The organism is Nostoc flagelliforme FACHB-838 (genome assembly GCF_014698065.1).
In the GTDB taxonomy this organism is placed as follows: domain Bacteria; phylum Cyanobacteriota; class Cyanobacteriia; order Cyanobacteriales; family Nostocaceae; genus Nostoc; species Nostoc flagelliforme_B.
This window is the reverse complement of the sequence record NZ_JACJSI010000020.1, coordinates 76125-99625: the sequence shown is the minus strand read 5'-3', so window position 1 is coordinate 99625 and position 23501 is coordinate 76125. Positions and strand designations below refer to the sequence as shown.

Sequence of the window (23501 nt, the reverse complement as noted above, 5' to 3'; positions counted from 1 at the left end):
AACATTGCTTGTCACCTTTAGCACCGAATTTTAATTACTGTACCGTATATGCGGCGCTGTTTTTTAAAGCCTTTGCCAGTAAGGATTTCAAGACTTAACGGGAAAAGTCAGATCATCTTTGGGTAACAAAATATAAACCTGCTGAACTCTATGCTGGCGGCGATTATCCCAACCAAACTCAACCTGGACAGGGTTTACCAAAATATATTGCAGACGATGAGTCTTTGCTGGGTGAAGATATCGTGATGTGGTACACAATGGGCGTAACTCATATTCCGCGATCGGAGGATTGGCCGGTGATGCCTGTTCACAGAGTTGGATTTCAGCTAATTCCTAGAGGATTCTTTAGCCGGAATCCAGCGATAAATTTGCCAGAGTAAAATATTCGTTTTCTAAAGTTTCCTTAGTTCTGTTTTTTCGTAATCTGTAAACCTGTAACTTGAATGCTGATAAGCTTATCGTAGGTCAAATACTGGCTAGTTTTCATTCATAGGATAACTCATGAATTTTCCAGAAATTAATATTCCCGGTGATGGCAAGCTACACGCTCGTTTAATTACTTCCTTGGGTGAAATTGTAGTTCGTTTAGAAGAAGAGCGAACCCCCAACACTGTCAAAAATTTTGTCGGTCTAGCAACCGGAACAATCGACTGGAAAGACCCTAAAACTGGTCAATCTGGTAAGGGAACTCCAGCTTACGATGGCGTTCGCTTTCACCGAGTCATCCCTGATTTTATGATTCAGTGTGGCGATCCTCTGAGTCGTTATCTAGATACAGCCAACCGATGGGGTACTGGTGGCCCAGGATATCAATTTGAGGATGAGTTTCATCCTGAATTGAAACACACAGGTGCAGGTATCCTGTCGATGGCTAATGCCGGACGCGGTACTAATGGTTCGCAATGGTTCATTACAGAAGCACCAACGCCTCACCTTGACAACAAACACAGTGTTTTTGGTGAAGTTGTCGAAGGTCTAGATATAGTGAGCAAGATCGCTAATGTGCCTACAACTAGAGATCGTCCGAATCAAGAAGTGGTGTTACAAAAAGTAGAAATTTTTCGGAAGTAATTAACACCTCGCTTTGTAGTAAGGACTTTAGTCCTTACTACAAAGCGAACTTGCTTATCCATCAAGATTTTGCAGCCCCATCGCAATTTTACTGTGTTTTTCAATTTGCCCCATCACTTGTTTTGCCCGTTGAATAACTACGGCTGGTAAACCCGCCAATCTTCCGGCTTCAATTCCATAAGACTTATCAGCACCTCCTGGTTGAACTTGGTGCAAAAAGATAATTTGGTCGGGTAATTCTTTTACTGTCACCTGATAGTTAGCTACATTCGGTATGATGGTAGCCAGTTCATTTAACTCATGATAATGCGTGGCAAAAATTGTACGTGAGCGAATATCCACTGCTATATATTCTGCCACCGCCCAAGCTATGGAAAGACCATCAAATGTTGCTGTTCCACGACCAATTTCATCTAATAGTACCAGCGACCTAGATGTAGCATGGTTGAGAATATTTGCGGTTTCATTCATCTCCACCATGAATGTAGATTGACCAGTTGCTAAATCATCTACTGCACCGACACGGGTGAAAATGCGATCGCATATTCCCAATCTGGCAAATCTAGCTGGTACAAAACTACCAATCTGCGCCATTAACTGAATCAATCCCACTTGACGCAAATAACAACTTTTGCCACTGGCGTTTGGCCCAGTAAGAATAATCAAATCGGGATTGTCATTTGTTATTTGTTTTTGGTCATCTGCTAATAACTCTTGACCTAATTGTGTCGAATTCGGCACAAAGAACCCCGCAGGTAAAGACTGTTCCACCACTGGATGACGACCATCAACAATGTTTATCTCCCTTCCAGGCGCCATCTCAGGACGACAGTAACCTTGATGTACCGCCAACTCCGCTAAACCACACAACACATCCGCCGCCGCCACTGCACGAGACAGATTGCGAATTACTTCCGCCTCTTGTGCTACTTCTTCCCGCAATGCCGTAAAAATTTCATATTCTAACTGATTTAAATCATCTCGCGCCGTCAAAATCCGGGCTTCTCGTTCCTTCAAATCTGGGGTGATGTAACGTTCCTCATTGGTCAGGGTTTGCTTACGGATATAATGAGCGGGTACTTGATCAGCTTTGGTGCGGGAAATACTGATATAGTAACCAAAGGTTTTGTTAAATCCTACCTTCAGTGTCGAAATTCCTGTCTTAGCTCTTTCATCAACTTCCAAGTTGGCAATCCATTGTTGATCCGCTTCTACGGTCGCCTTTCTTTCATCCAACAGGGGATTTACACTAGGACGAATTAATCCGCCTTCTTTGATTAGTATAGGTGGCGACTCTACAAGATGCGCGTGTAACTTCTGTGCTAATTCTTCCAACACACTTGGGACTTTCTGCAAAGCTTTGAGGAAGGGAGAACGCGTCTCAACTACTAAGTTGGATAATTCTGGTAAGCGTGAGAGGGAATCTGCTAAAGCCACTAAATCTCTAGCATTCGCTGTACCAGAACCCGCCCTTCCTGTAAGGCGTTCTAGGTCATAAATTTGGCGTAATAACTGCCGTAAATCTTGACGCAGGGGCGTATTTTCCATCAATTCTTGGATGGTATCTTGCCGCGCCCGAATACCTTTAATATCGAGTAGCGGTTGCAACAACCACCGCCGCAAAGCACGCCCACCCATCGCTGTACTAGTTTTATCTAACGCCCAAAGTAGGGAACCGTGAAAAGTGCCATCCCGGACGGTTTGGGTAATTTCTAAGTTACGGCGGGTTTGATTGTCAACTATTAGGTAGTCGGTGACAGTGTAGCTGCGGAGTCTCTGGAGGGTGACAGGGTTTTCTTTTTGAGTATCTTCCAGATATTCCAGAAGACCACCGGCTGCACGGACGGCGAGGGGAAGATGATCGCAACCGAGTCCTTCGAGCGATCGCACCTTAAATTTCTGCAATAATCTAGGTCTAGCTTCACCTTGGGAAAATGGTACTTGCGATCGCAAACTATAACAAAATGATGGTGGCAAACACTCCGGCAGATGTGGCGAAGTCTCTCCCGGACGCAGCAAACTACCCAAATCAGGCGCATTTGTCGGAACTAACACCTCTGAAGGTTGCAAGCGCATTAATTCTTGTGTCAAATGTTCTAAATCACTACCTTGAGTAGTAAGAAATTCCCCTGTGGAGATGTCTGCATAAGCTAAACCCCAATGATGTGCGGCAATGACTACTGCTGCTAAGTAATTATTGCGGCTTGATTTGAGCATTCCCTCTTCTAGCAAAGTGCCGGGTGTTAGAATGCGCGTTACTTCTCGCCGCACCAATCTCCCAGCAGCTTCAGAAGCATCCTCTACTTGGTCGCAAATTACCACCGCGTAGCCTTTTTCTACTAGCATCGTCGCGTAGCGTTCCCAAGCATGGTGGGGAACACCAGACATCGCCACCCGTCCTTGTTCTCCAGCTTGCTTACTAGTGAGAACTAATTCCAATTCTTGCGCTAGTTTTACGGCATCTTGGAAATAGCATTCAAAGAAATCTCCTACCCGATACAGCAATACCGCGTGAGGATATTTATCCTTCGTTTCGACATAGTGCAGGTACATTTGACTTAGCTTGCTGCGGTCTACCTGTCGATGGTCGGAAATAAAAGTACTCGCGTCGGGTTTGGTAGATGGAGTTTCAGAGTGAGAGGCGGTCATAGATGCTATCGAGTTACGCACGGAAATTCCACAATATCCGATGATAACGTGATGTGAAAGGTGAATAGCGATCGCTCAAGGATATTTTACCTTTTTGTTCGGCTACTACGGCGCGTAGGTGGCTGTGGCGGAGGTGGTTCCTGAGATTTTAGCTTGTCATCATCAGTCAAAAATTCTACATGGAAACCCTTTTGGTGATAGTGCCAACCCAAGATGACAATGCTAGTTTCTACAGCTTGATTGGGGAATTCAGCTGCTAATTCTTTTAATCCTTCTTCCTCCCAAAGAACAATTTGCTCACGGAACTTAGCCCAAGGTGTAGTTTCATCAGCTGCATAAGTTATGATTTCAGCAAATTTATGAGCTGCTATACGTTTACTTTCTGAATTTGCTGTTTTAGCCTGTGCAATGTGATTACCTGTTTCTATAACAGCAGCTAAAGGAAGTACCAGCGTTGTTGATTTGTCGATTATTAAAGCTGGTTTAATATCCTCTCTTGTAAAGGCTATTTGTAAAACTTCCAAAGCTTCAACCACATTAGATTTACCACTTGCATTTGTACCAATTATAACTGTCAACGGGTCAAGTGGAAGTTCGGCATAACGAAAGCTTTTCCAGTTTTCTAAGATGAGTTGCTTAAGCATGATCAACTCCAAAACTCTACTTACTTAAATTTAGCTCCTAAGAGAAGCGATCGCTCAAGGTTTCTTTACCCCTTGGTGTGATCGCTTCTAGTATGTAGATATAGTTGTACCTTTAACACCGATAAAAACTGTGTTAACTTACTGCGTATTGCTTATCTTCTTAAACTGCGGGGGTCGAGTGCATCTCTCAACCCATCACCAAGTAAATTGAATGCTAGCACTGTGAGGATAATCAACACGGCCGGCGGCCAGATTAACCAAGGTTGCAACACCAAAATTGAAGCATTGCTAGCTAGAGAAAGCATATTTCCCCAAGAAGGATCTGGTTGTTGAATACCCAAGCCGATAAGACTCAGTATCGCTTCTGCGCCAATAAAGCTGGGAATTGCCAGAGTAGCAGAGATAATTACATAACTAGCCGTTTGTGGCAAAACGTGGCGGAGGATGATATAAATTGGGTTCCCGCCCATCGCGCGTGCCGCTTGCACAAATTCTCGTTCTTTAATTGATAGTACCTGTCCTCGAATGACCCGTGCTAAACCAGCCCAGCTAATAACCGAAGTAATCACCACTATCAGCAAAAAGCGCTGGGTACTGCTTAAACCAGGTGGTAATACTGCTCCCAAAGTCACTAAAAGATAAATACTAGGGAAAGTCATTAGTACTTCTGCCAAGCGCATAATGACACTATCAGTTACACCGCCGAAATAGCCAGAAATTCCCCCGATGAGCAAACCGAGGGGATAGGTAATAATAATGCCAAAAATGCCAATAAACATACTGATGCGACCACCATGCAGCAGGCGACTAAATTGGTCGCGGCCTTGGTCATCAGTACCTAAAATGTTGAATTTTGCCCCAGTTGTTGTGCCAAATAAATGCCAATTTAAGGGAATACCTGAAAAGATTGTGACTTCATCCCATTTTGGAGGTAATGGCAAACTCATCTGCAACAATTGGTATTCCGGCCCAGAGACAAATAGACGCAGGGGTGAGGGCTTTGTCGAGTCTACAATGAGTTGGCGATCGCCTGTTTCTAAATTCGTATCTCCCTGAGTTGTCGGGTAAATATACGGCCCGGTAAATTGCCCTGACTGAGAAACCCAGTGTATCTTAGTTGGTGGCAGCAGTGAACCATTAGGCTGTGAAGCATAGGGGTCATAAGGAGCCACGAAATCTGCTGCAATTACTCCTATATAGAAAATTAACAGCAAAATTGCCCCAAATCGTGCCAAAGGATTTTTCTTAAGTCGTCGCCACCAATCCATAATAGTTAGGGATTATAAGTTATGAGTTATGAGTTATTAAGCTTTTATCTTAATTCATAATCCATCATTAATAATTCTCAATTACCAGCTCTGTCAATTTTGGATTTTAGACTGAAGGATACAATCTAAAATCCAAAATTGAATAACTTCTAATTCGCAACTCCCAACTTCTCTAAATACCGTTGCTGTTCTTCTTGTTGTTTTTCGTGTTCCACAACAAACACGTTTGAGTAGAGATTAGCGAGAATTTGTTTTCCTTGTTGTGTCAATGATAGATAATGCAGTCCTTCTTGGATATAGGGATATACACCATTCCAATAAAACTTAGCGTAGTTATTGCGTAAATCGGCAGGGGTTTTATAGCCCAAAACCTTATTTACACCAGTTTCTTCAAACTCGTAAAATAAAGAAGTAATTTTCTTTAGGTAACGTGGGTCGCTTAGTTGACCAATCAAATCAGCAGCACGTACTAACCCTGCAAAGCACTTTGTATCTTGATGATCTTCTGCCGCAGGTACGGGAAATCGAGTCAATTCAATATTGCTTTTAATTGCCTCAGCATCTATTAACTTGTGACCTCCAAAACGCTCATCAATAAAAAGTTTGGCTCTATCAACATGATATGGCGTTAGGCTGGCATCAGAAGCCCCAGGAGCGACAGAAATCATTTTCCCATTTTTACCTGTGGAGTATAAGCCTGCTCCTTCTCGGTCTTGTCGGCAAACTCCCTTAACGTAGCCAATATCATGACTCACTAAGGAAATTATACAATGCAACCAATCTTCACTAGAAACACCGCCTTCCCTAATGTGTTTACCACGTAAGATTTCTTGTCCCACTAGGGTGACTAAGACGGTATGCTCAACATTGTGATAAAGAGCGTCACTATTGGCAATGTTTTCCAAGGCCATGTTACCAGCCCAGGCGATAATATCCTGATAATCATTTTTGAAGCAGCCATAAGTACGACGGTAGCCTTCTCGAATTTCATTTACAAAGGCATCAATTAAGATTTCAGTGGCATTGAACATATCTGTTTACTCTGGTAAATACCAATTATTTATCGATTTTATTGATTGATGAATTTCAAAATTCCATAATCAGGGCTAGCCTTGGAAGATGTTTGAAAAGTGGTGGCGGAGGTATTCAAAACTCTAGATTCTCCTAAAAAAGGAGGACTTTGAGAAGGTTATTCCCCCTTTTTTAGGGTTGTTTGGAGGATATTGATACACCGCTAGACTTTTTAAACAACCTCTGACTGGAATTAGCGCAATGGAGTTTGCTCTTTTGTAACTCACGTGTAGCTGTAGACGCTAGCTTGACCTATACCTGGATTAAATGTGGATGGCTTTCTCAGGCAAGACAAAAGCTTTAGAGGAATGGCACTAAGATAAGCCCAAAGTCTTGTGTTGCCTCGTTTCCACTTTTTAGGCTGGGAATATATTCCGAGAGGGCTGCTGCCTCTGATCAAATCACTTAAGGCGAAATCTCGCAGGATCGGTTAAAAGCTTGAAGGCTAGGAAGCAGCCAGGGCAAGGGGTGTGTCTTAACTTAGTGCCGTTAGGTTTGAGAGGAATTATTATGTTGCGTAAAGAGACAAAGTTTTTGTATATTAAAATACACTTGCTTTCAAATTTTAATTAGATAAATCTAGATTAGTTTTATCAGTTTTTCATATCTAATGCTTGATTGGCAGTGATCTAAATACAGATTATATGTGACCTAAAGCAGCTAGATGAGATAAAATAATTTTTTTTATCATAATAAATATTTTTAAGAAATTTTCTTAGTAATTACTCGTTGCTTAAGAGTTTCATTAGATACTAACGTATCTGAAGGGCATTTACTATGAAATACGTCATAGTTGAGATGAAGTAAATAAACTTCAAGTTTTTTTAAGAAAATAGCCAGATTGGGATGTATAGACAGAAAGTGGAGGTGCGACTGTGAACGACGAAAGTGTTTCAGAAGTAGAGGTGAAAGAAGCTTTAACCTATGAAGATGCTAGCGTTTCGAGCAAATCAGATCAAAAACCAACCAGGGTATGGTTGAAACCATTATTCTTGGGCGCTGGTTTAGGAATTGCGATCACTGTTGGTGGCATGGGGGTATTAAGTCGTTTCACATCCCGTCAACAAAGCGCGGTAGCGGATAAAAAAGTTAACCCAGTGATGACAGTCACCATCGCCACAGTAGAGACTGCCCCTGTTGTCCGTACTCTTAAAACTACTGGAACTGTAGCAGCGCGTGATTTAATTCCAGTGTTACCACAGACAAACGGCTTACAAATCAAAAGTATCTCCGAAAATGTGAAAGAAGGAGCTTTTGTCAAAAAAGGTCAAGTGTTGGCGGTGTTAAATGGTTCCATACTGCAAAACCAAATTAGCCAAGCAAAAGCAGATGTGGAATCTAAACAGGCAGATGTGGAATCCAAAGAAGCGGATTTGGCATTAAGGCAGGCGGATTTAGCATCAAATAAAGCAATAGTTCAGCAAAAACAAGCAGATTTAGCTCAAGCTAAAGCAAGGCTAGAGGAAGCAGCCAAAAATTATCAGCGTTATCAACAACTCGCCGACTCTAGAACTATTAGTAAGCAAGAACTCGATACTCGTTCTTATGCTGTGAAAACTGCCATCGAAGTTGTCAACCTATCCCAAGAAAATGTGCGTAGTGCCCAGGCCAATATTGTTAACGCCCAAGCCAATATTGTTAACGCCCAAGCGATCATCAATAAAGCCAAAGCTGATGTCCGCAGTAGTGCTGCGAAGGTGCAACAACTACAAACTCAGTTGGGACAAACTGTAGTGCGTGCCCCTGTTTCTGGAACGATCGCAGAAAAACTGGCCAGAGTCGGTGATGTCACTGGTGTGCCACCGCAAACCCAGATGGGTACTGTAATTGGTGGCACACAAAAGCTATTTTCGATTATCCGAGATAACAAACTCGAACTTCAGGCGAAGGTGCCCGAAATTCAACTCAATCAAGTGAAAATTGGTGCATCTGTGCAAATTACATCAGATGTCGATCGCCGTGTGCGATCGCAAGGACGAGTCAAAGATATACAACCACAAGTCAACGATCAAAGGCGTGAGGCGACAGTCAAAATTGACTTACCGCCAACAACTTTATTTAAACCAGGGATGTTTGCTAACGCTGCAATTACTACTAACTCAGAGATGAGGATGGTAGTGCCACAAAAAGCAGTGCAATCCCAAGCAGATGCAAGTGTAATTGTATTCACCTTATCGGCTGAAAATACAGTCCGCAGCCAAAAAGTAGAGTTAGGAGATCCTGGTAATGGCGACACAGTGGAAATCAAGAGTGGGTTACAGTTAGGCGATCGCGTCGTCGTTGATGGTGCAGGATACCTCAAAGATGGCGACAAAGTACGAGTTGCAAGTTGAAGGAAATAGGGAATTTGGGGATTGATATTAATCCAAATAATCTAAATAATATAGATGTCCCAACAGTTTTAATCAAAGTTACTCAACCAGGCGCAGGGCTAGCTGAACTAGAATCCCAAGTCACGAAAAAATTGAAGATGCCGTCGCGGGGTTGGGAATATCGATTACATGATTTCCACCGTCAGCGATGGAAATTCTAAGACAACAATCAATTTTATTTTGGGTACAGATAGCGATCGCGCCACCAATGATGTTCGCAAGGCGATCGCTAGCTGGATTAGTAGAAGTGTCTTCGACTTATGTGTATACCAGGGAGGTTAATTTCCCTACTCCCCCTTCCTTAAATACTGTGCGATCGCATTTATCGGTGGGAATCATAACAAACACATTCACCGGAGTAAATATCCAATGGCATATCAAAACATTACCGCCTTCCTTTCCGCAGCAGATATCCAAGAAATTAAAGCAGCCTTTGCGACGATTGAAGCAAAGTTACCTTTTCTTGTTACCCTGAGTGCAGAAGAACGACGCAACTTATTTAAGATGGGTGATAAAAGACTAGCTTTTGTCAACAATAGCCTGATTGCTGCCCAATCTAACCGAGATATTTTGCCAGCCAGTTTTGATTTAGATGAATTTGTGCGGGATTACCAACTAGCTGCTAACCTCACCGAACTGTTGATTAAACTGCAACAACTGACAGAACAGGTAGATGATACCCTAATGGCAGTCGGTAGCGAAGCAATGGGTAGCAGTTTGACAGTTTATGATTACGTCAAGACAGCTGCTAAGAAAACTCCAGGGTTAAAAACTATTGCTCAACAGTTGGGTGAACGGTTTAAAGCTATTAAAAGTAAATCGGTTAAAGCTGCTGTCGATTCTTAAAGGCTTTTAAAAAAGCCTTTAGTGATGTAGCTAATACTTTGAGATCCCCCTAAATCCCCCTTAAAAAGGGGGACTTTGACTCCGATTCCCCCCTTTTTTAAGGGGGGTTAGGGGGGATCTAAACGTTAACTGAACCATATTTATTGCCTTAAAAAAGGGGACTTTAACTCCGGTTCCCCCTTTTTTTAAGGGGGGTTAGGGGGTATCTCGAATGACTATGCACCAAAACCCACGCAGTATTGGGTAGGGGGTATAAACACTAGAAAATATGACAAACAAACTCAATAGCAGCAATCACCATTTACCTTACAATCCAAAGCTTGTAGAAAGAGCGAAAGAACTTCGTAAAAATATGACCCCAGCAGAAAAAAAGCTATGGGATGAATATTTGAGAAATTTTCAATATCGGGTTTTAAGACAACGACCGATTAATCATTTCATAGTTGATTTCTACTGTCCTACTTTACAAACAGTGATTGAAATTGATGGGGATAGCCATTTTACAGATGAAGGTCAAGATTACGATCTGGAGAGAACAAACATTTTGGAAGGCTATGGTTTAAAGATTATTAGGTTTACAAATAGTCAAGTTTTAAATCACTTTGATAGTGTGTGTAACCAGATACAGCAGATGATCCCCCCTAACCCCCCTTAAAAAACGGGGGAACCGGAATTAAAGTCCTCCTTCTTAAGAGGGATTTAGGCGAATCTCAAAAAACTGAGAAAACTTCTTAAAGTCCCCCTTCTTAAGGGGGATTTAGGGGGATCTCCAATAACTATGCATCTTAACCGAATCGTATTGAGAGTCTCCTGATTTGCAAAACGAGATGTATCTTTTAATCAATGAACCTCAAAGCATCGTCGATGAACCTCAAAGCATTGTCGATGAACCTCAAAGCCTCGCCGATGAACCTCAAAGCTTTGTCGCTGAACCTCAGAGCATCGTCGCTGAACCTCAGAGCATCGTCGTTGAACCTCAAAGCATCGTCGCTGAACCTCAAAGCCTCGTCGCTGAACCTCAAAGCATCGTCGCTGAACCTCAAAGCCTCGCCGATGAACCTCAAAGCCTCGCCGATGAACCTCAAAACTTCGTTAATGAGTCTTTGATACTCGTGAGTAAGTATTAAAGACTCTCAATCAGGAATTAGGAATTGCAAGCTTGATATTATACCCATAGCCACGTGTAATCTGCCACCCTGCACTGATTTATGCTCATAACTCCTCGCCACACTAACAAGCTCTCCCTCTTTTTCCTTTTCTGTTTCACCCTACTCCTTGCAGCCCCTTGAGCAACAACAAATTCAAGAGTTTTTCATCTCCCGTCAGCCGCGACTCCCCAAAGATGCCAAAATTCAAGGTGCTGATTACGCCCAAGCCTGCACCAACTATTTAACAGAAGTCCTCAATAACCAGCAAGCCAAAATTGAGCATTTGATTGAGGAACTAGTTGATTTGGGTAAAGCAGAAAAAAATGCGCTCAAAAGCAATCTGACAATTTTGTTAGCACATTTACTCAAGTTACACGTTCAGTATGATATCCCTGATAACATCAAAGGAAGCTGGTATAGCTCCATACTTGAACATCGTCAGCGAGTTATCAATAATTTGACAGATACTCCTTCTCTCAAAAGTTTTCTGGTAGAGGCGGTGTAAAAAGCCTACCCAGATGCTCGTAAGCTAGCTAGTTTGGAATTCGCATACCCCAAGAAAGTGAGTATCCTACCGTTTGTCCTTTTTCGATTGAGCAGATTCTAGATGAGGATTTTTACGGGCTGTAGAAAATTACTTCTGCTGTCATGTTCTTTTACATCTAGATAGATAGACAGGTGAACCGAAAGGTTCTACAATCTGAACTGATTGCGGTAAATTTACCTATTGCCCAATCCATATAAGCATAGTAAAGATTTTCTAGTGATTCCGTTTGATTGCGGAAGCACTAAATTAATATAGGAAAGTCTCGATTAAAGGGCAGCAAACAAATGGATGTAAAGCTGATTCTAGCCGGATTAACAGTTATATTTACGCTTTCGTGCTTATTCTTTGGCACGAAAAATGGATTCTATGATTCAGATAACTATCACGGCAATGGCTCCGCACATTGAGATAAGTCTGTAGACCCTTTGGCGACTTGCTATAGGGTGAGTTGACTAAAATAGCTCAGATGCAAAGAAAAAATAAACAAGAGCCAGACTCCTTAAGTTACTAGCTTGATGGCTTTTCGTTAGCCCACCTTTCCGAACCAGTGCGGGTTCGGTGGAGGCGTCCTCCCCAATCAAAAATCTGTATTCTCAGGGTGTAGGGGCGCACGATAAAACTTACCCCTAAGTCACAAAACCAAAATTTTTGTAACTTTTGGCTTTTGGGATATGTCCATGATGATGAGGTTTGAGGGGAGGAGAGCATGAGGGATAATCTGTCGGCATCCTCTAATGTAGATGCTGCGGAAGCGGGTAGTGAATTAGAATGTTTGCCCTATAGTGTCCAACATGACAATGAGGGCGTGTGTTTATTGGTGAAGATGGGGCCACACCGCATATTGTTAGACTGCGGTTTGGAGGATATTTCATCGCTGGCTAAGGGGCTTACTAAGCCGGTACGTGGAGCTAGTTCGCCCCTACCAGCAGATTTGGTTTTAATTAGTCACGCTCACCCAGATCACGCCAAAGGCTTACTGCCACTGCATAAAGCTTTTCCCAAGTTACCTATTTATGGTAGTGAGGTGACTAGCAAGTTACTGCCGCTAAATTGGCTAGACCAAAACCCTGAAGAAATTTCTCAATTTTGTCATGCCTTGCCGTTGCGATCGCCTATAGAATTGCAAGATGGTTTGGTGGCAGAATTATTTCCCGCAGGGCATCTACCAGGGGCAGTTGCAATTCTCCTTACCTACACTACCAAGCAGCGTACTTACAAATTACTGTATACAGGTGACTTTTTCCTGTCCAATTCCCGCTTAGTAGAAGGTTTGCGTTTAGAGGAATTGCGGAACTTAGACTTGGATGTGCTAATCATTGAAGGTAGTTATGGCACATCCCGTCATCCTCACCGCCGCAACCAAGAAAATCAACTAGCCGAGCGAATTAATCGCGCGATCGCTGACCATTGTTCTGTGATCCTTCCCACCCCGGCTTTAGGATTGGGTCAAGAATTATTAATGCTCTTGCGATCGCATCACCACTTTACCGGACGAGATTTAGATATTTGGGTAGATGGTGCTGTCGCTACTGGCTGCGATGCGTACCTAGAACTGCTACCCCACCTCCCCCCATCCGTACAAAACTTCGCCCGCCATCAACCCTTGTTTTGGGATGAACGGGTGCGTCCCCGTGTGCGTCGTTTACAAGCAGAACATCGTCCCACCGTGGGCAAGTCCCCTTGTATTGTCCTCACCGACTCGACATCTGATTTAGGTGAACACTGCCAACTAGACACCGGGCCTTGGCTAATTCTCCTACCAGAAAAAATTGATATAAAAGTTAACAAAGAATATTTAGCACCTACCACTATTGAAACCTATCTCTTGGCTCAACATAGTGATGGCCCTGGTACTACGCAGCTAATTCATAATTTGCGACCCCAGCACGTCATTTTTGTCCACGGTTCGCCTTCCTACTTAGCAGACCTGACTAGCTTAGAGGAGTTACAAAATCGCTACCATATACATTCTCCGGCGGCTGAAACCTTAGTAGAACTGCCCATCGGCGATACATTTTTACAGCCGGCAGCGCCAGAGACTAACTACGAAGGTGAGCTGACAGAGTTGGAAACAGTAATCACAATCAGCCTACCCAATATGATTACTGCTGATCCGCGTTGGCGGCAATTTGCCGATACTGGTTTAATTGAAGCTCGTTGGCAAGGGGAAGAACTAGTATTAAGGGGATTGTCTCAAAGAGAACTGCTCAACCAAAATAGTGATCGCTATACATGGACAGATGTAGACTGTTGTGGTACGTGCCGACATCAAAGGGGGCAGCGGTGTTGGAATCCAGCTTCCCCGTTGTATAACTTTAAGGTAACTCTCGAAGGCTACTGCCCTGCTTTTGAGGGTTTATCTAATCCTGAGTCCTGAAGGCAGAGTACTGAGTTAGGATTTATTACTCAGCACTCAGCACTGGTTATTCTGGATTCGAGTCAGTATAACGGTTGGGGATGCGCTCTGCTTCAGGACAATCTTCAGTCATCAGAGGTTCCACATTACCGCGTGGTACTGAAGCCAATTTTTGGGTTACAGCACCAATGCTCTCGAGGCGAACCATTTCTTCCCAAGAACAAACTTCGTCTTCTTCTTCTGTTTCATAGCGTAGGGTCACTAAGTCTCCCTCTATGTCTATGATGCGGGCGCGTTCAATCCAGCGTTGCTGGTCCCGCAAGAAAACACATACCTCGCGCCCATCGCAACAGAGTTGATAAATCTTGCGGTGTAGCATGTATTGTTTCTGCCTTTTTAAACAACGTAGTTAAACCTGTCAAAATCTGGGTTCTACCCCATTAGATTACACCTTTAAGAGATTAATTTCACTTTTGAGAACAAGTACGCTTCATGACCCAATCCCAAAACTTGCCCGTAGTTGTCAAAATATCAGGAAATGTTAGGTCATCAGTCAATAGTTGCTCTAGCAATCCATTAAATCTCCCTCCGGCTCATTTTAGGGAATGTTTGCTTCATAGAAGTCAAACGATTCGGTACCTGTCCTACCCAGGTTTATATCTGTTGGTGACTCATTCTTACCATTATGTAATAAATAATACTCCAAAACAATCGTTGATTGCGGTTGTTTAACTTGCCTACTTTTACTCATTGGCATTACTGAGAAGTCTGGGGACTTGGCTTTACTTTTACCCACTTGTATCTGATCTTAACTCATTCTCTCGCTGACCTTAGTGCTTTTCAACAATAACACCCAAATAGTTTTGAGTTCTTAAGGTTTTTGCCTAATTATGACTCAGAAAATGGCATAGAGGAAAGAGAAAAATTATGAAAAATTTTCCTCTGCTTATCCTAGAGGGATATCAGCAAGATTTATACGGTAGGGGAAATTCCATTAGCACGCTTGACGAGGAAGCTTCTCGTTTGATTTGACCTGCACGAACTGCATCGTATAAGGCTGCGAGGTCTGGCAAATCCTCTGACTGATAGCATTTAGTGGCTAGCACTTGCTGGAGTAACCCCTCAGATTCAACACTAAGATACCCAGTTTGAAAAGCAGATGCAATGATTGTGCGAATCATCTTGATTAGGGCAGAGTGAGCAATTTATTAGGTCTAGTGTGGAGTATTTTTTTCTATTACTAATTGATATGGAACATTAATACTATGTGATTAACATTACACATATATAGTGATTTTTGTCACAACAATGGTTAAGGGGGCGAGGAGCAGGGTGTTGATTTTTGTTCAAAAATATTAATAAAAAAATTTTCCCGAAGCAGCGAAAAAATATGCTTAAACATCGCTAATCAAGCAAAAAACTGGCGGAAATCCTCATCTTTTTGACTTAATTGCACCCAGTCTAGATTTAAGGACTGGAATTTTTGCACCAAGCGATCGCAAGCCGGGCGTTCGGTAGCGTAATGTCCAGCATCGATTAAAATGAGATTGCAATCGCGGCTTTCTTGAAACTGATGAAATTTACAGTCAGAAGTGAGATAAGCTTGGGCACCAGTTTTGGCGACGGCTGAAATGTAACTAGCCCCCGAACCACCCAAAACGGCAACTCGTGAAATTGTTTGCTGTAAATCAGCAGTTGGGGAAAAAATCAAATTAGGGGGAGCAAGTCGGGTTTGAATGGTTGCTAGTAATTCCTGTAAGGTCAGAAATGGCTCTAGCAAGCCAACACGACCATATCCTAATCCTGCTTGTGTAGATTCTATGGGAGTGACTTCTTTAAGTTCTAAAATTTGAGCTAAAACATCAGCAGTCCCATCTTGCACTTGGTCGAAATTCGTGTGGGCAGTGTAAATACCAATATTGTGGGTAAAAGCTAACCGTACCATTTCGGCGATCGCTTCACCAGTGCGTAAAGATTTGAGAGGATTAAAAATTAAGGGATGATGGGCAAATATTAGATTAGCATTCAGAGCGATCGCTTCCTGCATTACCGCCAAAGTTGGTGTCAAACAGACTAAAACCCGTGCTTTTTCCTGCAAAACTCCTGGTTCAATCTGCCAGCCACAATTATCCCAACTTTCACACCAAGCGGGATTCGCCCATGCTTCAAACCAAGTAATTAAATCAGCAATTTTCATACTATAATTTCCAGCAAATTATTTTATATGCAGCAAGTAGTTAAATACTAGCCTTTTAAAAGTTTCTATTTTTTAATTTTGAATTTATTATCACTGTGTAAGAATTTAGGAACCAGAATAATTAAAGAATCAGGAATGATAAAATTCTGATTTGTGAGTGCTGAATCCTTATATCAGTGTCTCTGTGGTTGAATATTTAATTTTAATGCTAATTGCTGGCGCATTTCTTGGAAAGGTTTATTCCACACAGGGCTAGCATTCCAGTTCCATACTGCGACTGGAATAAGTTGTTCTTCAGCAAGACAAGTTAGCAGACGGTATTCATCTTCTGGTTCACGAGAAAAGGTAAAGGGGTTGCGGTAGCCTGTCTCACACAGCTTGTAAGATACGACCTGACCGTGATTAATACGTTGTAAAAGCTCCTTACCTTTAGCGAGCAAATAATCAAAAAAAACAAGACTAAAAGGTTCTACGTGTGCGCGATTTTGCGGCTCTTTTTGTACCCATCTTGCCCACTCAAAGCCATAGATAAAATCATGGACATAACGAAAGCGGATGTCCGTTTTATTTCCGAACATCTTCGTTAGGCAAATCATTTTTTCACCAAAAACTTTTAAGAAAGGAATAGCGCCCTCATCTGCGGTTAAAGCCTGTCTAAGCATACTACTTACAAGAAAATCAAAATCCCAAAATATGTTTTCTGGAAAGTTTTGCAACTGAGTACGGACTATATTTTCGAGAGTTTCTTGAATAGCTGTGATAATTTGAAAGTCGGTGTTTTGTTCCACAATCAAATTTTCCAATTCTGTAAAGCTGGTAATTAATGTTTTTTGGGGACTCAACGACAATAATTTAACAGACTGCTGGGCAAGGATTTCATCAATAAATTGAAAAGTATGGCTTTGTGTTAGTTTTTTATTCATAGGATTTGAAACAGCCCAACAGCTTATACTAAACATTAGTATATAGCAGAGTAAAGTGATTTCTTAATAATCACAAATAAACTTAACTTTTCAATTCACAAATATATACAAATTATTTTATGTATAGTCTGATTAGTTTTGCATCAATAATTGTGATTAAGAATTTATCAAAGCAAAATTTACTTAATGCATATCACTATGATTTTTAGAATATTCTATCCAGAAGTAGATAGTAGAACCAAAGTATTTAAACTCTACAAAACTGCACCTTCAATATAACTTGAGAATCGGCTATCCAGAAATGTGAACAACTAATTCTCTGGAATGACTACGCTGGCGGTGTTCCCAAATATAAATTCCTTGCCAAGTCCCCAGTACCAAGTGGCCGCGATTAATGGGGATATGTTCAGAAGTATGGGTGAGTGCGGTACGGATATGTGCCGGCATATCATCGGCACCTTCTGCATCGTGGATGTATTTACCTGATTCGGGGACGAGTTTTGCCATAAAATTAGCTAGATCCACAAGAACATCAGGATCAGCATTTTCTTGGATTACTAAACTGGCTGAAGTATGGCGCAAAAATAAAGTGCAAAGACCAGTTTCAACCCCAGATTCTGCAACTGCGGCTGTAATTTTTGCAGTAATGTTATAAAAAGATTTGCCAGTGGTAAAAATTTTTAGTAACTTTTGGTAGTGAGTCATTTGAAACAGTAATTATTGATGACAGTTCAATCTGCGTGATTTTGTTTTTATTCTGCTGTTGATTGCTCGTTAGACTGAGTATGTTTTATTCTAAAGTATCTTTATCTATGATTGTGAGAGATTTCATTATTAATTGATGTTATTTGAATAAGTTTATTTTGTCTGTAAATAATTGAGAACAGCATTAGCGATCGCTTCATTACCATCCTTGGCAATTGGTTGAGATATCTTTGGTAATTGGGGTAACTCATGTAGAAAATCCCAAGTCCCTTGAAAAAACTCAGATGGAGTGATAATTTGATGCTGGTTGTAATTAGTTATGCCTTCTAGTATAAAAGTTGCTTCAGCAAAATCTTCACGCGGAATAGTCACAATTGGTAATCCTAGTATTGTGGCTTCCGAAAAAGTACTGTAGCCAGGTTTAGAAACCACTCGCCCACAAATAGGCATAAAATCTACAGGGCGGTATTTGCGGTCATTAATTTTCACTAAATTAGGTAAATCAGGGGCAGATTGATCAAAGATGATAAATTGCCAATCTGGAAATCGCGCTAGGTTATCATAAGGGATTTGCTGTATACCCAAACCGCCAAAGGTTAACAAAATAGTTTTTTCCACTGGTGCAGTTATTCCCCAAAGAGTACGTAAATCATCAGCAGAGTAACGGGGGGAACCGCCTGTTAAGCCGACATCTGTGATATTGTTAAAAGCTTGCATTGGTTCGTGGAAAGGGAGACGAAACAGGCGATCGCACTTTGAGTAACAATCACTAATCCAATCTGCCACTGCGGTAAATTCACCTCCCCAATCGCGGTAGATAAAGTCCCAGCCAAAGTTACTCATCATCCAGCAGGGAATATTTGCAGCTTTGGCAAACCCAGGAGCGAGGAAGGGTATATCTGCCAAAATAAGATTAACGCGATTTTGACGAATAAAATTCACTTCTGAGGCAATCAGCGAATTTTGATGCTTCTTAATATCCAGCAACTTTTCTAAAGTCGCTACTTTATCCATTGTCAAACTATCCGTTTGCACCACACCCAAATCAAATGCACGGGGACGATAGATAAAATCGCCCTCTATATAGCATTCAAGCAACCAGCGTGGGGCAGTACTCACCAGAATTAGCAGAACTTCTGGACATAACTTTTGAATTGTTGCAGCAACAGAAGCCGTGCGAGTAGCATGACCAAAGCCGTGGTTAGTTATGGCTAAATATAAGATTGGGCGTTCCATTTGATCAAGAGACGCGATAAATCGCGTCTGTACTTTTAATTAATTTTGCAAAAACTTTGAATCGTCTCAACCAATAAGTCAATTTCGGATTCTAAAGTAAAGTAATGAACAGTGGCGCGTATACAGCTAGGATCGGCAATTGTCCGAGTTAATATCCTTTGTGAGTCTAAAAATTGCACCAACTTCAAATGAGCTTGAGGTGGATTATTTTCAAGTTGAAAGGAGACAATACCACTTTCGGGTGGAGAAGTTCGCAAACATTTAATATTGGGTAACGCCGTCAATTGTCGCCAGAGGTACTCACTGTTATGGCAAATTTGCTCGTAACGTTCCTGTGGCGTTCCCCATTGCTGATGAATAGCGATCGCTTCCTTTAACCCAAGATACAACGGATAAGCCAATGTAGACACTTCGTATCGTCGCCCATCTGGAAGCCAATCCACAGGCTGAGATTGATTATCCACAGTAATGCCATTCAAGCCAATAAACGTAGGTTTCAGGCTTTCTCGTGCTTCTGGCCGAACATACAAACCACCCGCACCCGCAGGGCCACATAACCATTTGTGACCAGTAAAAGCATAAAAATCTACTCCCAATTCAGTCAAGTTTAAAGGCAACAAACCGGCAGATTGGGCAGCATCTATCAGTAAAAAAGAACGATTATTCCTGCATACTTCGGCAATTTTATCAAGAGGTAAAACTTGACCAGTATTCCAGAAAACATGACTCAATATCACGAGACGGGTATTGGGGCGTAAATGCTGGGCAATTATAGTTACAGGGTCGCCCTCATTTAAAGTTGCCTTGAGAGGACAAATCGTAACTTCCACAGCGAATCTCCGCGAAATTTCCTGCGTTGTGGCAATTACGCCTGGATGTTCGCAGTCTGAAAGCAGCAGATGGTCGCCAGCACGCCACTCAATACCCCACATGGCGATATTACAGCCAACTGTAACATTCTGTGTGAGAGTAATTGTTTGACTTGGTGCATATAACTCCGAAGCGATCGCTTCTCTTGCTGCTTGAGTCTGGGGTGCTATCCAGCGATACGCCTCATTACCAAAGGGGCCTATTTGCTGAACATAAGCTTGAGTTTGGGCGATCGCATCCATTGCTCTTTGGGGCATTGGCCCTTGTCCCCCATAATTGAAATAAGTCTTATTTGCTAAAGCCGGAAATTGCTCTCGATGGCTATGCAACCTGGTTTGTGCGACAGAAATACTGGTCATACCAATTTTAGATTTTAGATTTTGGGTTTTGGATTAGTCAAAAGTCATTCGTCTCTCTCGTCTCCCCCACTCCATTATTAATTGTCTGAGTTACTCCCAGAGTGTGCTAATTCTTGTTAACTTAAAAGGATGCTAATTAATGCTGAACTCCTACTGCAATACCAACGTTGTAAACGTCGGCCTTTTCTAGATATCCACGGTGACAAAAGTCAGCGTGATGCTCCCAATGAGTTGCTACGGAAACTGCAACAGGACAAAATCGCTCATCAGTTGAGTGTTTTGGCAAATGTGACTTATCATCAACCAGAATATTCTTATGGAAACTGGGAAAGGGCAGAGAAGGAAACTTTAGAATTGATGCAGCGTGGGGTTGAGTACATCTATAAAGGAGTACTGTTAGCAAATTATTCTGAAGCATACACCCTGCTAAGTCGTCCAGATTTACTCGTAAAACAACCAGGACAATCCGATTTTGGAGATTGGATCTACGTCCCGGCTAATATTGAACTGGGTAAGCGCCCTAAGCAAGAATATCAGGTTGTCGCTGCATTTCATGTCCAAGCGCTGGCAGCAGTGCAGGGAGTTGCACCGGAAACGGCTTCGCTGATATTGCGAACCAAAAATACAAATTATGGGGTGGATCTGTTTAAATGGATGCCACGAATGCAGCAGATTCTGGAGGAGTTTATTCAAGTTTTAGAATTACCAAATCCGCCAGAGGTATTTATTTCTCGACAAAAGTGCAATCTTTGCCATTGGTATAGTGAATGTTATGCGATCGCTCAATCTGAAAAACATCTCTCACTAGTACCAGGTGTAACACCGATTCGCTACACTCAACTCCAAGCCTTAGCCATTACTACCCTGGAATCTCTCGCTAACACCAGTCCCAGCAACTTAGAAAATCTGATTGGTTTTGATAGTGCAATAGCGCCCAAGTTGGTATTGCAAGCTCAATCTGCATTAGAAGAACGACCCTTAATCTTACCTTACCCGCTACCAAAAGAAGATATTACATTCACAGCGCCCATAGAGCTTTATTTTGATATTGAGGCGCAGCCAGACTTAGATTTAGATTATCTCTTAGGGGTTTTGGTCGTTGATAGACAAGCTAATACAGAACAGTTTTATTCGTTTTTAGCAGACAAACCAGAAGACGAAGAATTAATTTGGCAGCAATTTTTGGATTTGGTTTGGCAATATCCTGAAGCACCAATTTATCATTTTTGTGTCTACGAGTTTGATACAGTCAAACGGTTAGCAAAACTTTACGGAACTCCACACTCCTTAGTGCGTCCTGTACTGAATCGATTTGTGGATGTGTATGAACAATTAACCCGAAGTGTAGCATTGCCTGTAGAAAGCTATGCCTTGAAAGCGATCGCTCGTTGGGTAGGATTTGAGTGGCGTGACAAAGAAGCTAGTGGTGCTAAGTGTATTTATTGGTATGAGCAATGGCTAGAAACAGGCGATCGCACCTTACTAGAAATTATCCAACGCTACAACGAAGATGACTGCCGCGCCACCCACAGAGTCAAAGATTGGCTTGTTAACTTTTTCCAAGATGAATATGGTTTGCGACGAGCTTAAATAATTTAGTATTTTTTCCAGGTTTTCAAATTAAAAATTGAGAAAGCGTAATTTAATAAGAACTTCCAGACTTGTAGCTGTCACATTATTTTTTTCATTGGTATTATTTGTAGGGGCGTACAACTAACTGTGCGTTCCTAACGCGTGTTGATTTACCAAAGAAAATCTATGCACATAATTAAAAAAATATTCGTATTTCCACGGATTATTTACTTTTTGCTCCCAATTCTAATTATCAGCTTTGTATTCACAAATTTACCCTCAAATGCCGTTGAAGTCAGTAGCATAGAATTTATCGGGGAAGCAACCTTACCAAAAGGTTTAATATTGCGAAAAACTGAAATTGGAGGTTTATCTGGAGTTACATATAATGCAAAAAACAACCTTTATTACACTATTTCCGATGAACGTGGACAAAAAGCTGCCGCTCGTTTATACACTTTAAAAATTGACTTAAGCAAAGGTTCTCTAGAAAAAGGTAAAGTTGTTCCTGTCAGCGTTACCACGTTATTAAATGAAAATGGTCAAACATTTCGCCCTGGTGAAAGTGATACAGAAGGTATTGCATTAACTAATAAAGGAACTGTGTTTATTTCATCTGAAGGTGATGCCGCAAGATTAATTAATCCTTTTATTAAAGAGTTCTCGCTATCTTCTGGCAAAGAAATTGTAACACTCCCCATACCAAATAAATTTTTGCCAGATAAAACTGGTCAACAAGGTATCCGCAACAATTTGGCTTTTGAAAGCCTCACCATCACACCCGATAATAAGCATCTATTTACAGCTACCGAAAATGCTCTAATTCAAGATGGTGTCGCAGCTAAACCTAATGTCGGCAGCCCTTGCCGCATTTTGCAATATAACTTGTTCAATAACCAGCCAGAAAAAGAATTTCTTTACCAAACGGAACCAGTATCCCCCTTTTTGAATCTGACTGGCAAATTCGCTAGTGGATTACCCGATTTGGTTGCTCTTGATAATCAAGGACATTTTCTAAGTTTAGAACGCTCTTTTACTGGTTTAGGATTTGCTATTTCGCTATTTCAGGTTTCTTTAGAAGGAGCCGATGATATTCATAAGATTGACAGCCTTTTAGCAGTTGATTCCAAAAATATTAAACCAGTCCAGAAAACACTGCTGTTAGATTTGAGAAAACTAGATGTACTGTTAGATAACATCGAAGGCTTAACTCTTGGCCCTAAACTATCCGATGGGCAGCAATCATTAATTATCATCAGTGATAACAACTTTAACTCTCTACAACGCACCCAGATACTAGCCTTTAAAATTAAAATTGAAACTCCGCTAATTAGATTATTACGTCGTTTACTCCCGAATCTTAACTTTTAACAGTGAACAGGTAAAGGTGTGATTATACCTTCGCTGCTATTTACTTTTTTCTGATTATTCCTGTGTATTCACGGAATCTACTAGGCAAATTTATCTAGTCTGTTTGTAGTTTCCGTGGAATTTCTCAGCCGTAATCCTTAATAAAGATGTTACACAATATTTAGAAGTTCTTGCAGAGAGATTAAGCATAATTACAGAAGATGATTAATTTTCTCAAAATCCTGATATTTTTTAGATTTAAGTTTAATAATTAGCGAGACTTATTAAAATGTTTTGCCAACAATATTTTTCATAAA

21 protein-coding genes and 1 pseudogene are annotated in these 23501 nt (G+C 41.5%); 11 read left to right on the top strand and 11 right to left on the bottom strand.

Translation table 11 applies throughout. The features are described 5' to 3' along the window. Window positions 1-113: 113 nt before the first annotated feature. A pseudogene (locus H6G97_RS13015) lies at window positions 114-380 on the top strand (copper amine oxidase); the annotation flags it as partial. A 121-nt stretch (window positions 381-501) separates the two neighbouring features. After that, the gene (locus tag H6G97_RS13010) at window positions 502-1071 is read left to right on the top strand and encodes a peptidylprolyl isomerase (protein ID WP_190941005.1); all 570 of its coding nucleotides are present in this window, start codon (window positions 502-504) and stop codon (window positions 1069-1071) included. A gap of 54 nt (window positions 1072-1125) precedes the next feature. Here H6G97_RS13010 and mutS read toward each other — a convergent pair whose 3' ends face one another. The 4 genes from mutS to H6G97_RS12985 form a co-directional block, all read right to left on the bottom strand. Next, complete coding sequence (gene mutS, locus H6G97_RS13005) at window positions 1126-3720, bottom strand: DNA mismatch repair protein MutS (protein WP_190941013.1); 2595 nt, start codon at window positions 3718-3720, stop codon at window positions 1126-1128. Window positions 3721-3806: 86 nt separating this feature from the next. Continuing rightward, window positions 3807-4364: an AAA family ATPase gene (locus H6G97_RS56455; RefSeq protein ID WP_242054913.1), complete on the bottom strand. Its 558-nt coding sequence runs from the start codon at window positions 4362-4364 to the stop codon at window positions 3807-3809. 152 nt (window positions 4365-4516) lie between these two features. Beyond that, window positions 4517-5632: an ABC transporter permease gene (locus tag H6G97_RS12990; RefSeq protein WP_190941004.1), complete on the bottom strand. Its 1116-nt coding sequence runs from the start codon at window positions 5630-5632 to the stop codon at window positions 4517-4519. 149 nt (window positions 5633-5781) lie between these two features. Then, window positions 5782-6663: an Npun_R2479 family HD domain-containing metalloprotein gene (locus H6G97_RS12985; RefSeq protein ID WP_190941003.1), complete on the bottom strand. Its 882-nt coding sequence runs from the start codon at window positions 6661-6663 to the stop codon at window positions 5782-5784. 915 nt (window positions 6664-7578) lie between these two features. On the opposite strand from H6G97_RS12985, the gene H6G97_RS12980 reads away from it, so the two are divergent. The 7 genes from H6G97_RS12980 (at window position 7579) to H6G97_RS12950 (ending at window position 13993) form a co-directional block, all read left to right on the top strand. Next, window positions 7579-9036 carry an efflux RND transporter periplasmic adaptor subunit gene (locus H6G97_RS12980; protein WP_190941002.1) on the top strand — a complete coding sequence of 486 codons (1458 nt, stop codon included), beginning with the start codon at window positions 7579-7581 and terminating at the stop codon, window positions 9034-9036. 168 nt (window positions 9037-9204) lie between these two features. Then, window positions 9205-9357 carry a hypothetical protein gene (locus H6G97_RS55915; RefSeq protein WP_422394181.1) on the top strand — a complete coding sequence of 51 codons (153 nt, stop codon included), beginning with the start codon at window positions 9205-9207 and terminating at the stop codon, window positions 9355-9357. Between the two features lie 87 nt (window positions 9358-9444). After that, window positions 9445-9921, top strand: a complete 477-nt coding sequence (locus H6G97_RS12970; protein WP_190941001.1) for a hypothetical protein — start codon at window positions 9445-9447, stop codon at window positions 9919-9921. Window positions 9922-10189: 268 nt separating this feature from the next. Continuing rightward, window positions 10190-10576 carry an endonuclease domain-containing protein gene (locus H6G97_RS12965; RefSeq protein WP_190941000.1) on the top strand — a complete coding sequence of 129 codons (387 nt, stop codon included), beginning with the start codon at window positions 10190-10192 and terminating at the stop codon, window positions 10574-10576. A gap of 172 nt (window positions 10577-10748) precedes the next feature. Next, window positions 10749-11048 carry a hypothetical protein gene (locus H6G97_RS12960; protein WP_190940999.1) on the top strand — a complete coding sequence of 100 codons (300 nt, stop codon included), beginning with the start codon at window positions 10749-10751 and terminating at the stop codon, window positions 11046-11048. Between the two features lie 148 nt (window positions 11049-11196). Continuing rightward, window positions 11197-11574, top strand: a complete 378-nt coding sequence (locus H6G97_RS55355; protein ID WP_338421680.1) for a DUF29 domain-containing protein — start codon at window positions 11197-11199, stop codon at window positions 11572-11574. Window positions 11575-12322: 748 nt separating this feature from the next. Continuing rightward, complete coding sequence (locus H6G97_RS12950; protein WP_190940998.1) at window positions 12323-13993, top strand: MBL fold metallo-hydrolase; 1671 nt, start codon at window positions 12323-12325, stop codon at window positions 13991-13993. A 46-nt stretch (window positions 13994-14039) separates the two neighbouring features. Here H6G97_RS12950 and H6G97_RS12945 read toward each other — a convergent pair whose 3' ends face one another. The 7 genes from H6G97_RS12945 to H6G97_RS12915 all read right to left on the bottom strand — a co-directional run bounded on the left by H6G97_RS12945 (window position 14040) and on the right by H6G97_RS12915 (window position 20262). Next, window positions 14040-14351, bottom strand: a complete 312-nt coding sequence (locus tag H6G97_RS12945) for a DUF6679 family protein (protein WP_185580559.1) — start codon at window positions 14349-14351, stop codon at window positions 14040-14042. A 583-nt stretch (window positions 14352-14934) separates the two neighbouring features. Then, window positions 14935-15153, bottom strand: coding sequence for a hypothetical protein (locus tag H6G97_RS12940; protein WP_190940997.1), 219 nt, complete (start codon window positions 15151-15153; stop codon window positions 14935-14937). Window positions 15154-15380: 227 nt separating this feature from the next. After that, window positions 15381-16169, bottom strand: coding sequence for a Nif3-like dinuclear metal center hexameric protein (locus tag H6G97_RS12935; RefSeq protein ID WP_190940996.1), 789 nt, complete (start codon window positions 16167-16169; stop codon window positions 15381-15383). A gap of 173 nt (window positions 16170-16342) precedes the next feature. Next, window positions 16343-17092, bottom strand: a complete 750-nt coding sequence (locus tag H6G97_RS12930) for a hypothetical protein (RefSeq protein WP_190940995.1) — start codon at window positions 17090-17092, stop codon at window positions 16343-16345. Window positions 17093-17383: 291 nt separating this feature from the next. Then, complete coding sequence (locus H6G97_RS12925; protein ID WP_190940994.1) at window positions 17384-17797, bottom strand: secondary thiamine-phosphate synthase enzyme YjbQ; 414 nt, start codon at window positions 17795-17797, stop codon at window positions 17384-17386. A 153-nt stretch (window positions 17798-17950) separates the two neighbouring features. Then, a complete protein-coding gene (locus H6G97_RS12920) occupies window positions 17951-19033 on the bottom strand; it encodes a glycosyltransferase family protein (RefSeq protein WP_190940993.1) in 1083 nt (360 codons plus the stop codon). 35 nt (window positions 19034-19068) lie between these two features. Next, complete coding sequence (locus H6G97_RS12915) at window positions 19069-20262, bottom strand: aminotransferase class V-fold PLP-dependent enzyme (RefSeq protein WP_190940992.1); 1194 nt, start codon at window positions 20260-20262, stop codon at window positions 19069-19071. 129 nt (window positions 20263-20391) lie between these two features. On the opposite strand from H6G97_RS12915, the gene H6G97_RS12910 reads away from it, so the two are divergent. Next, window positions 20392-21852 carry a TM0106 family RecB-like putative nuclease gene (locus H6G97_RS12910; protein ID WP_190940991.1) on the top strand — a complete coding sequence of 487 codons (1461 nt, stop codon included), beginning with the start codon at window positions 20392-20394 and terminating at the stop codon, window positions 21850-21852. Between the two features lie 168 nt (window positions 21853-22020). Further along, window positions 22021-23205 (top strand): esterase-like activity of phytase family protein, encoded by a 1185-nt coding sequence (locus tag H6G97_RS12905; RefSeq protein ID WP_190940990.1) that lies wholly within the window; start codon window positions 22021-22023, stop codon window positions 23203-23205. The last annotated feature ends 296 nt before the right edge of the window (window positions 23206-23501 follow it).

What these genes read in the sequence shown, in the direction of transcription:
- H6G97_RS56455 (WP_242054913.1), bottom strand. Translation starts at nt 4,364, where the DNA reads ATGCTTAAGCAACTCATCTTAGAAAACTGGAAAAGCTTTCGTTATGCC.
- H6G97_RS12965 (WP_190941000.1), top strand. Translation starts at nt 10,190, where the DNA reads ATGACAAACAAACTCAATAGCAGCAATCACCATTTACCTTACAATCCA.
- H6G97_RS12950 (WP_190940998.1), top strand. Translation starts at nt 12,323, where the DNA reads ATGAGGGATAATCTGTCGGCATCCTCTAATGTAGATGCTGCGGAAGCG.
- H6G97_RS12920 (WP_190940993.1), bottom strand. Translation starts at nt 19,033, where the DNA reads ATGGAACGCCCAATCTTATATTTAGCCATAACTAACCACGGCTTTGGT.
- H6G97_RS55915 (WP_422394181.1), top strand. Translation starts at nt 9,205, where the DNA reads ATGATTTCCACCGTCAGCGATGGAAATTCTAAGACAACAATCAATTTT.
- H6G97_RS12960 (WP_190940999.1), top strand. Translation starts at nt 10,749, where the DNA reads ATGTATCTTTTAATCAATGAACCTCAAAGCATCGTCGATGAACCTCAA.
- H6G97_RS12925 (WP_190940994.1), bottom strand. Translation starts at nt 17,797, where the DNA reads ATGACTCACTACCAAAAGTTACTAAAAATTTTTACCACTGGCAAATCT.
- mutS (WP_190941013.1), bottom strand. Translation starts at nt 3,720, where the DNA reads ATGACCGCCTCTCACTCTGAAACTCCATCTACCAAACCCGACGCGAGT.
- H6G97_RS12990 (WP_190941004.1), bottom strand. Translation starts at nt 5,632, where the DNA reads ATGGATTGGTGGCGACGACTTAAGAAAAATCCTTTGGCACGATTTGGG.
- H6G97_RS12935 (WP_190940996.1), bottom strand. Translation starts at nt 16,169, where the DNA reads ATGAAAATTGCTGATTTAATTACTTGGTTTGAAGCATGGGCGAATCCC.
- H6G97_RS12910 (WP_190940991.1), top strand. Translation starts at nt 20,392, where the DNA reads ATGCTAATTAATGCTGAACTCCTACTGCAATACCAACGTTGTAAACGT.
- H6G97_RS12940 (WP_190940997.1), bottom strand. Translation starts at nt 15,153, where the DNA reads ATGATTCGCACAATCATTGCATCTGCTTTTCAAACTGGGTATCTTAGT.
- H6G97_RS13010 (WP_190941005.1), top strand. Translation starts at nt 502, where the DNA reads ATGAATTTTCCAGAAATTAATATTCCCGGTGATGGCAAGCTACACGCT.
- H6G97_RS12930 (WP_190940995.1), bottom strand. Translation starts at nt 17,092, where the DNA reads ATGAATAAAAAACTAACACAAAGCCATACTTTTCAATTTATTGATGAA.
- H6G97_RS12915 (WP_190940992.1), bottom strand. Translation starts at nt 20,262, where the DNA reads ATGACCAGTATTTCTGTCGCACAAACCAGGTTGCATAGCCATCGAGAG.
- H6G97_RS12970 (WP_190941001.1), top strand. Translation starts at nt 9,445, where the DNA reads ATGGCATATCAAAACATTACCGCCTTCCTTTCCGCAGCAGATATCCAA.
- H6G97_RS12905 (WP_190940990.1), top strand. Translation starts at nt 22,021, where the DNA reads ATGCACATAATTAAAAAAATATTCGTATTTCCACGGATTATTTACTTT.
- H6G97_RS12985 (WP_190941003.1), bottom strand. Translation starts at nt 6,663, where the DNA reads ATGTTCAATGCCACTGAAATCTTAATTGATGCCTTTGTAAATGAAATT.
- H6G97_RS12945 (WP_185580559.1), bottom strand. Translation starts at nt 14,351, where the DNA reads ATGCTACACCGCAAGATTTATCAACTCTGTTGCGATGGGCGCGAGGTA.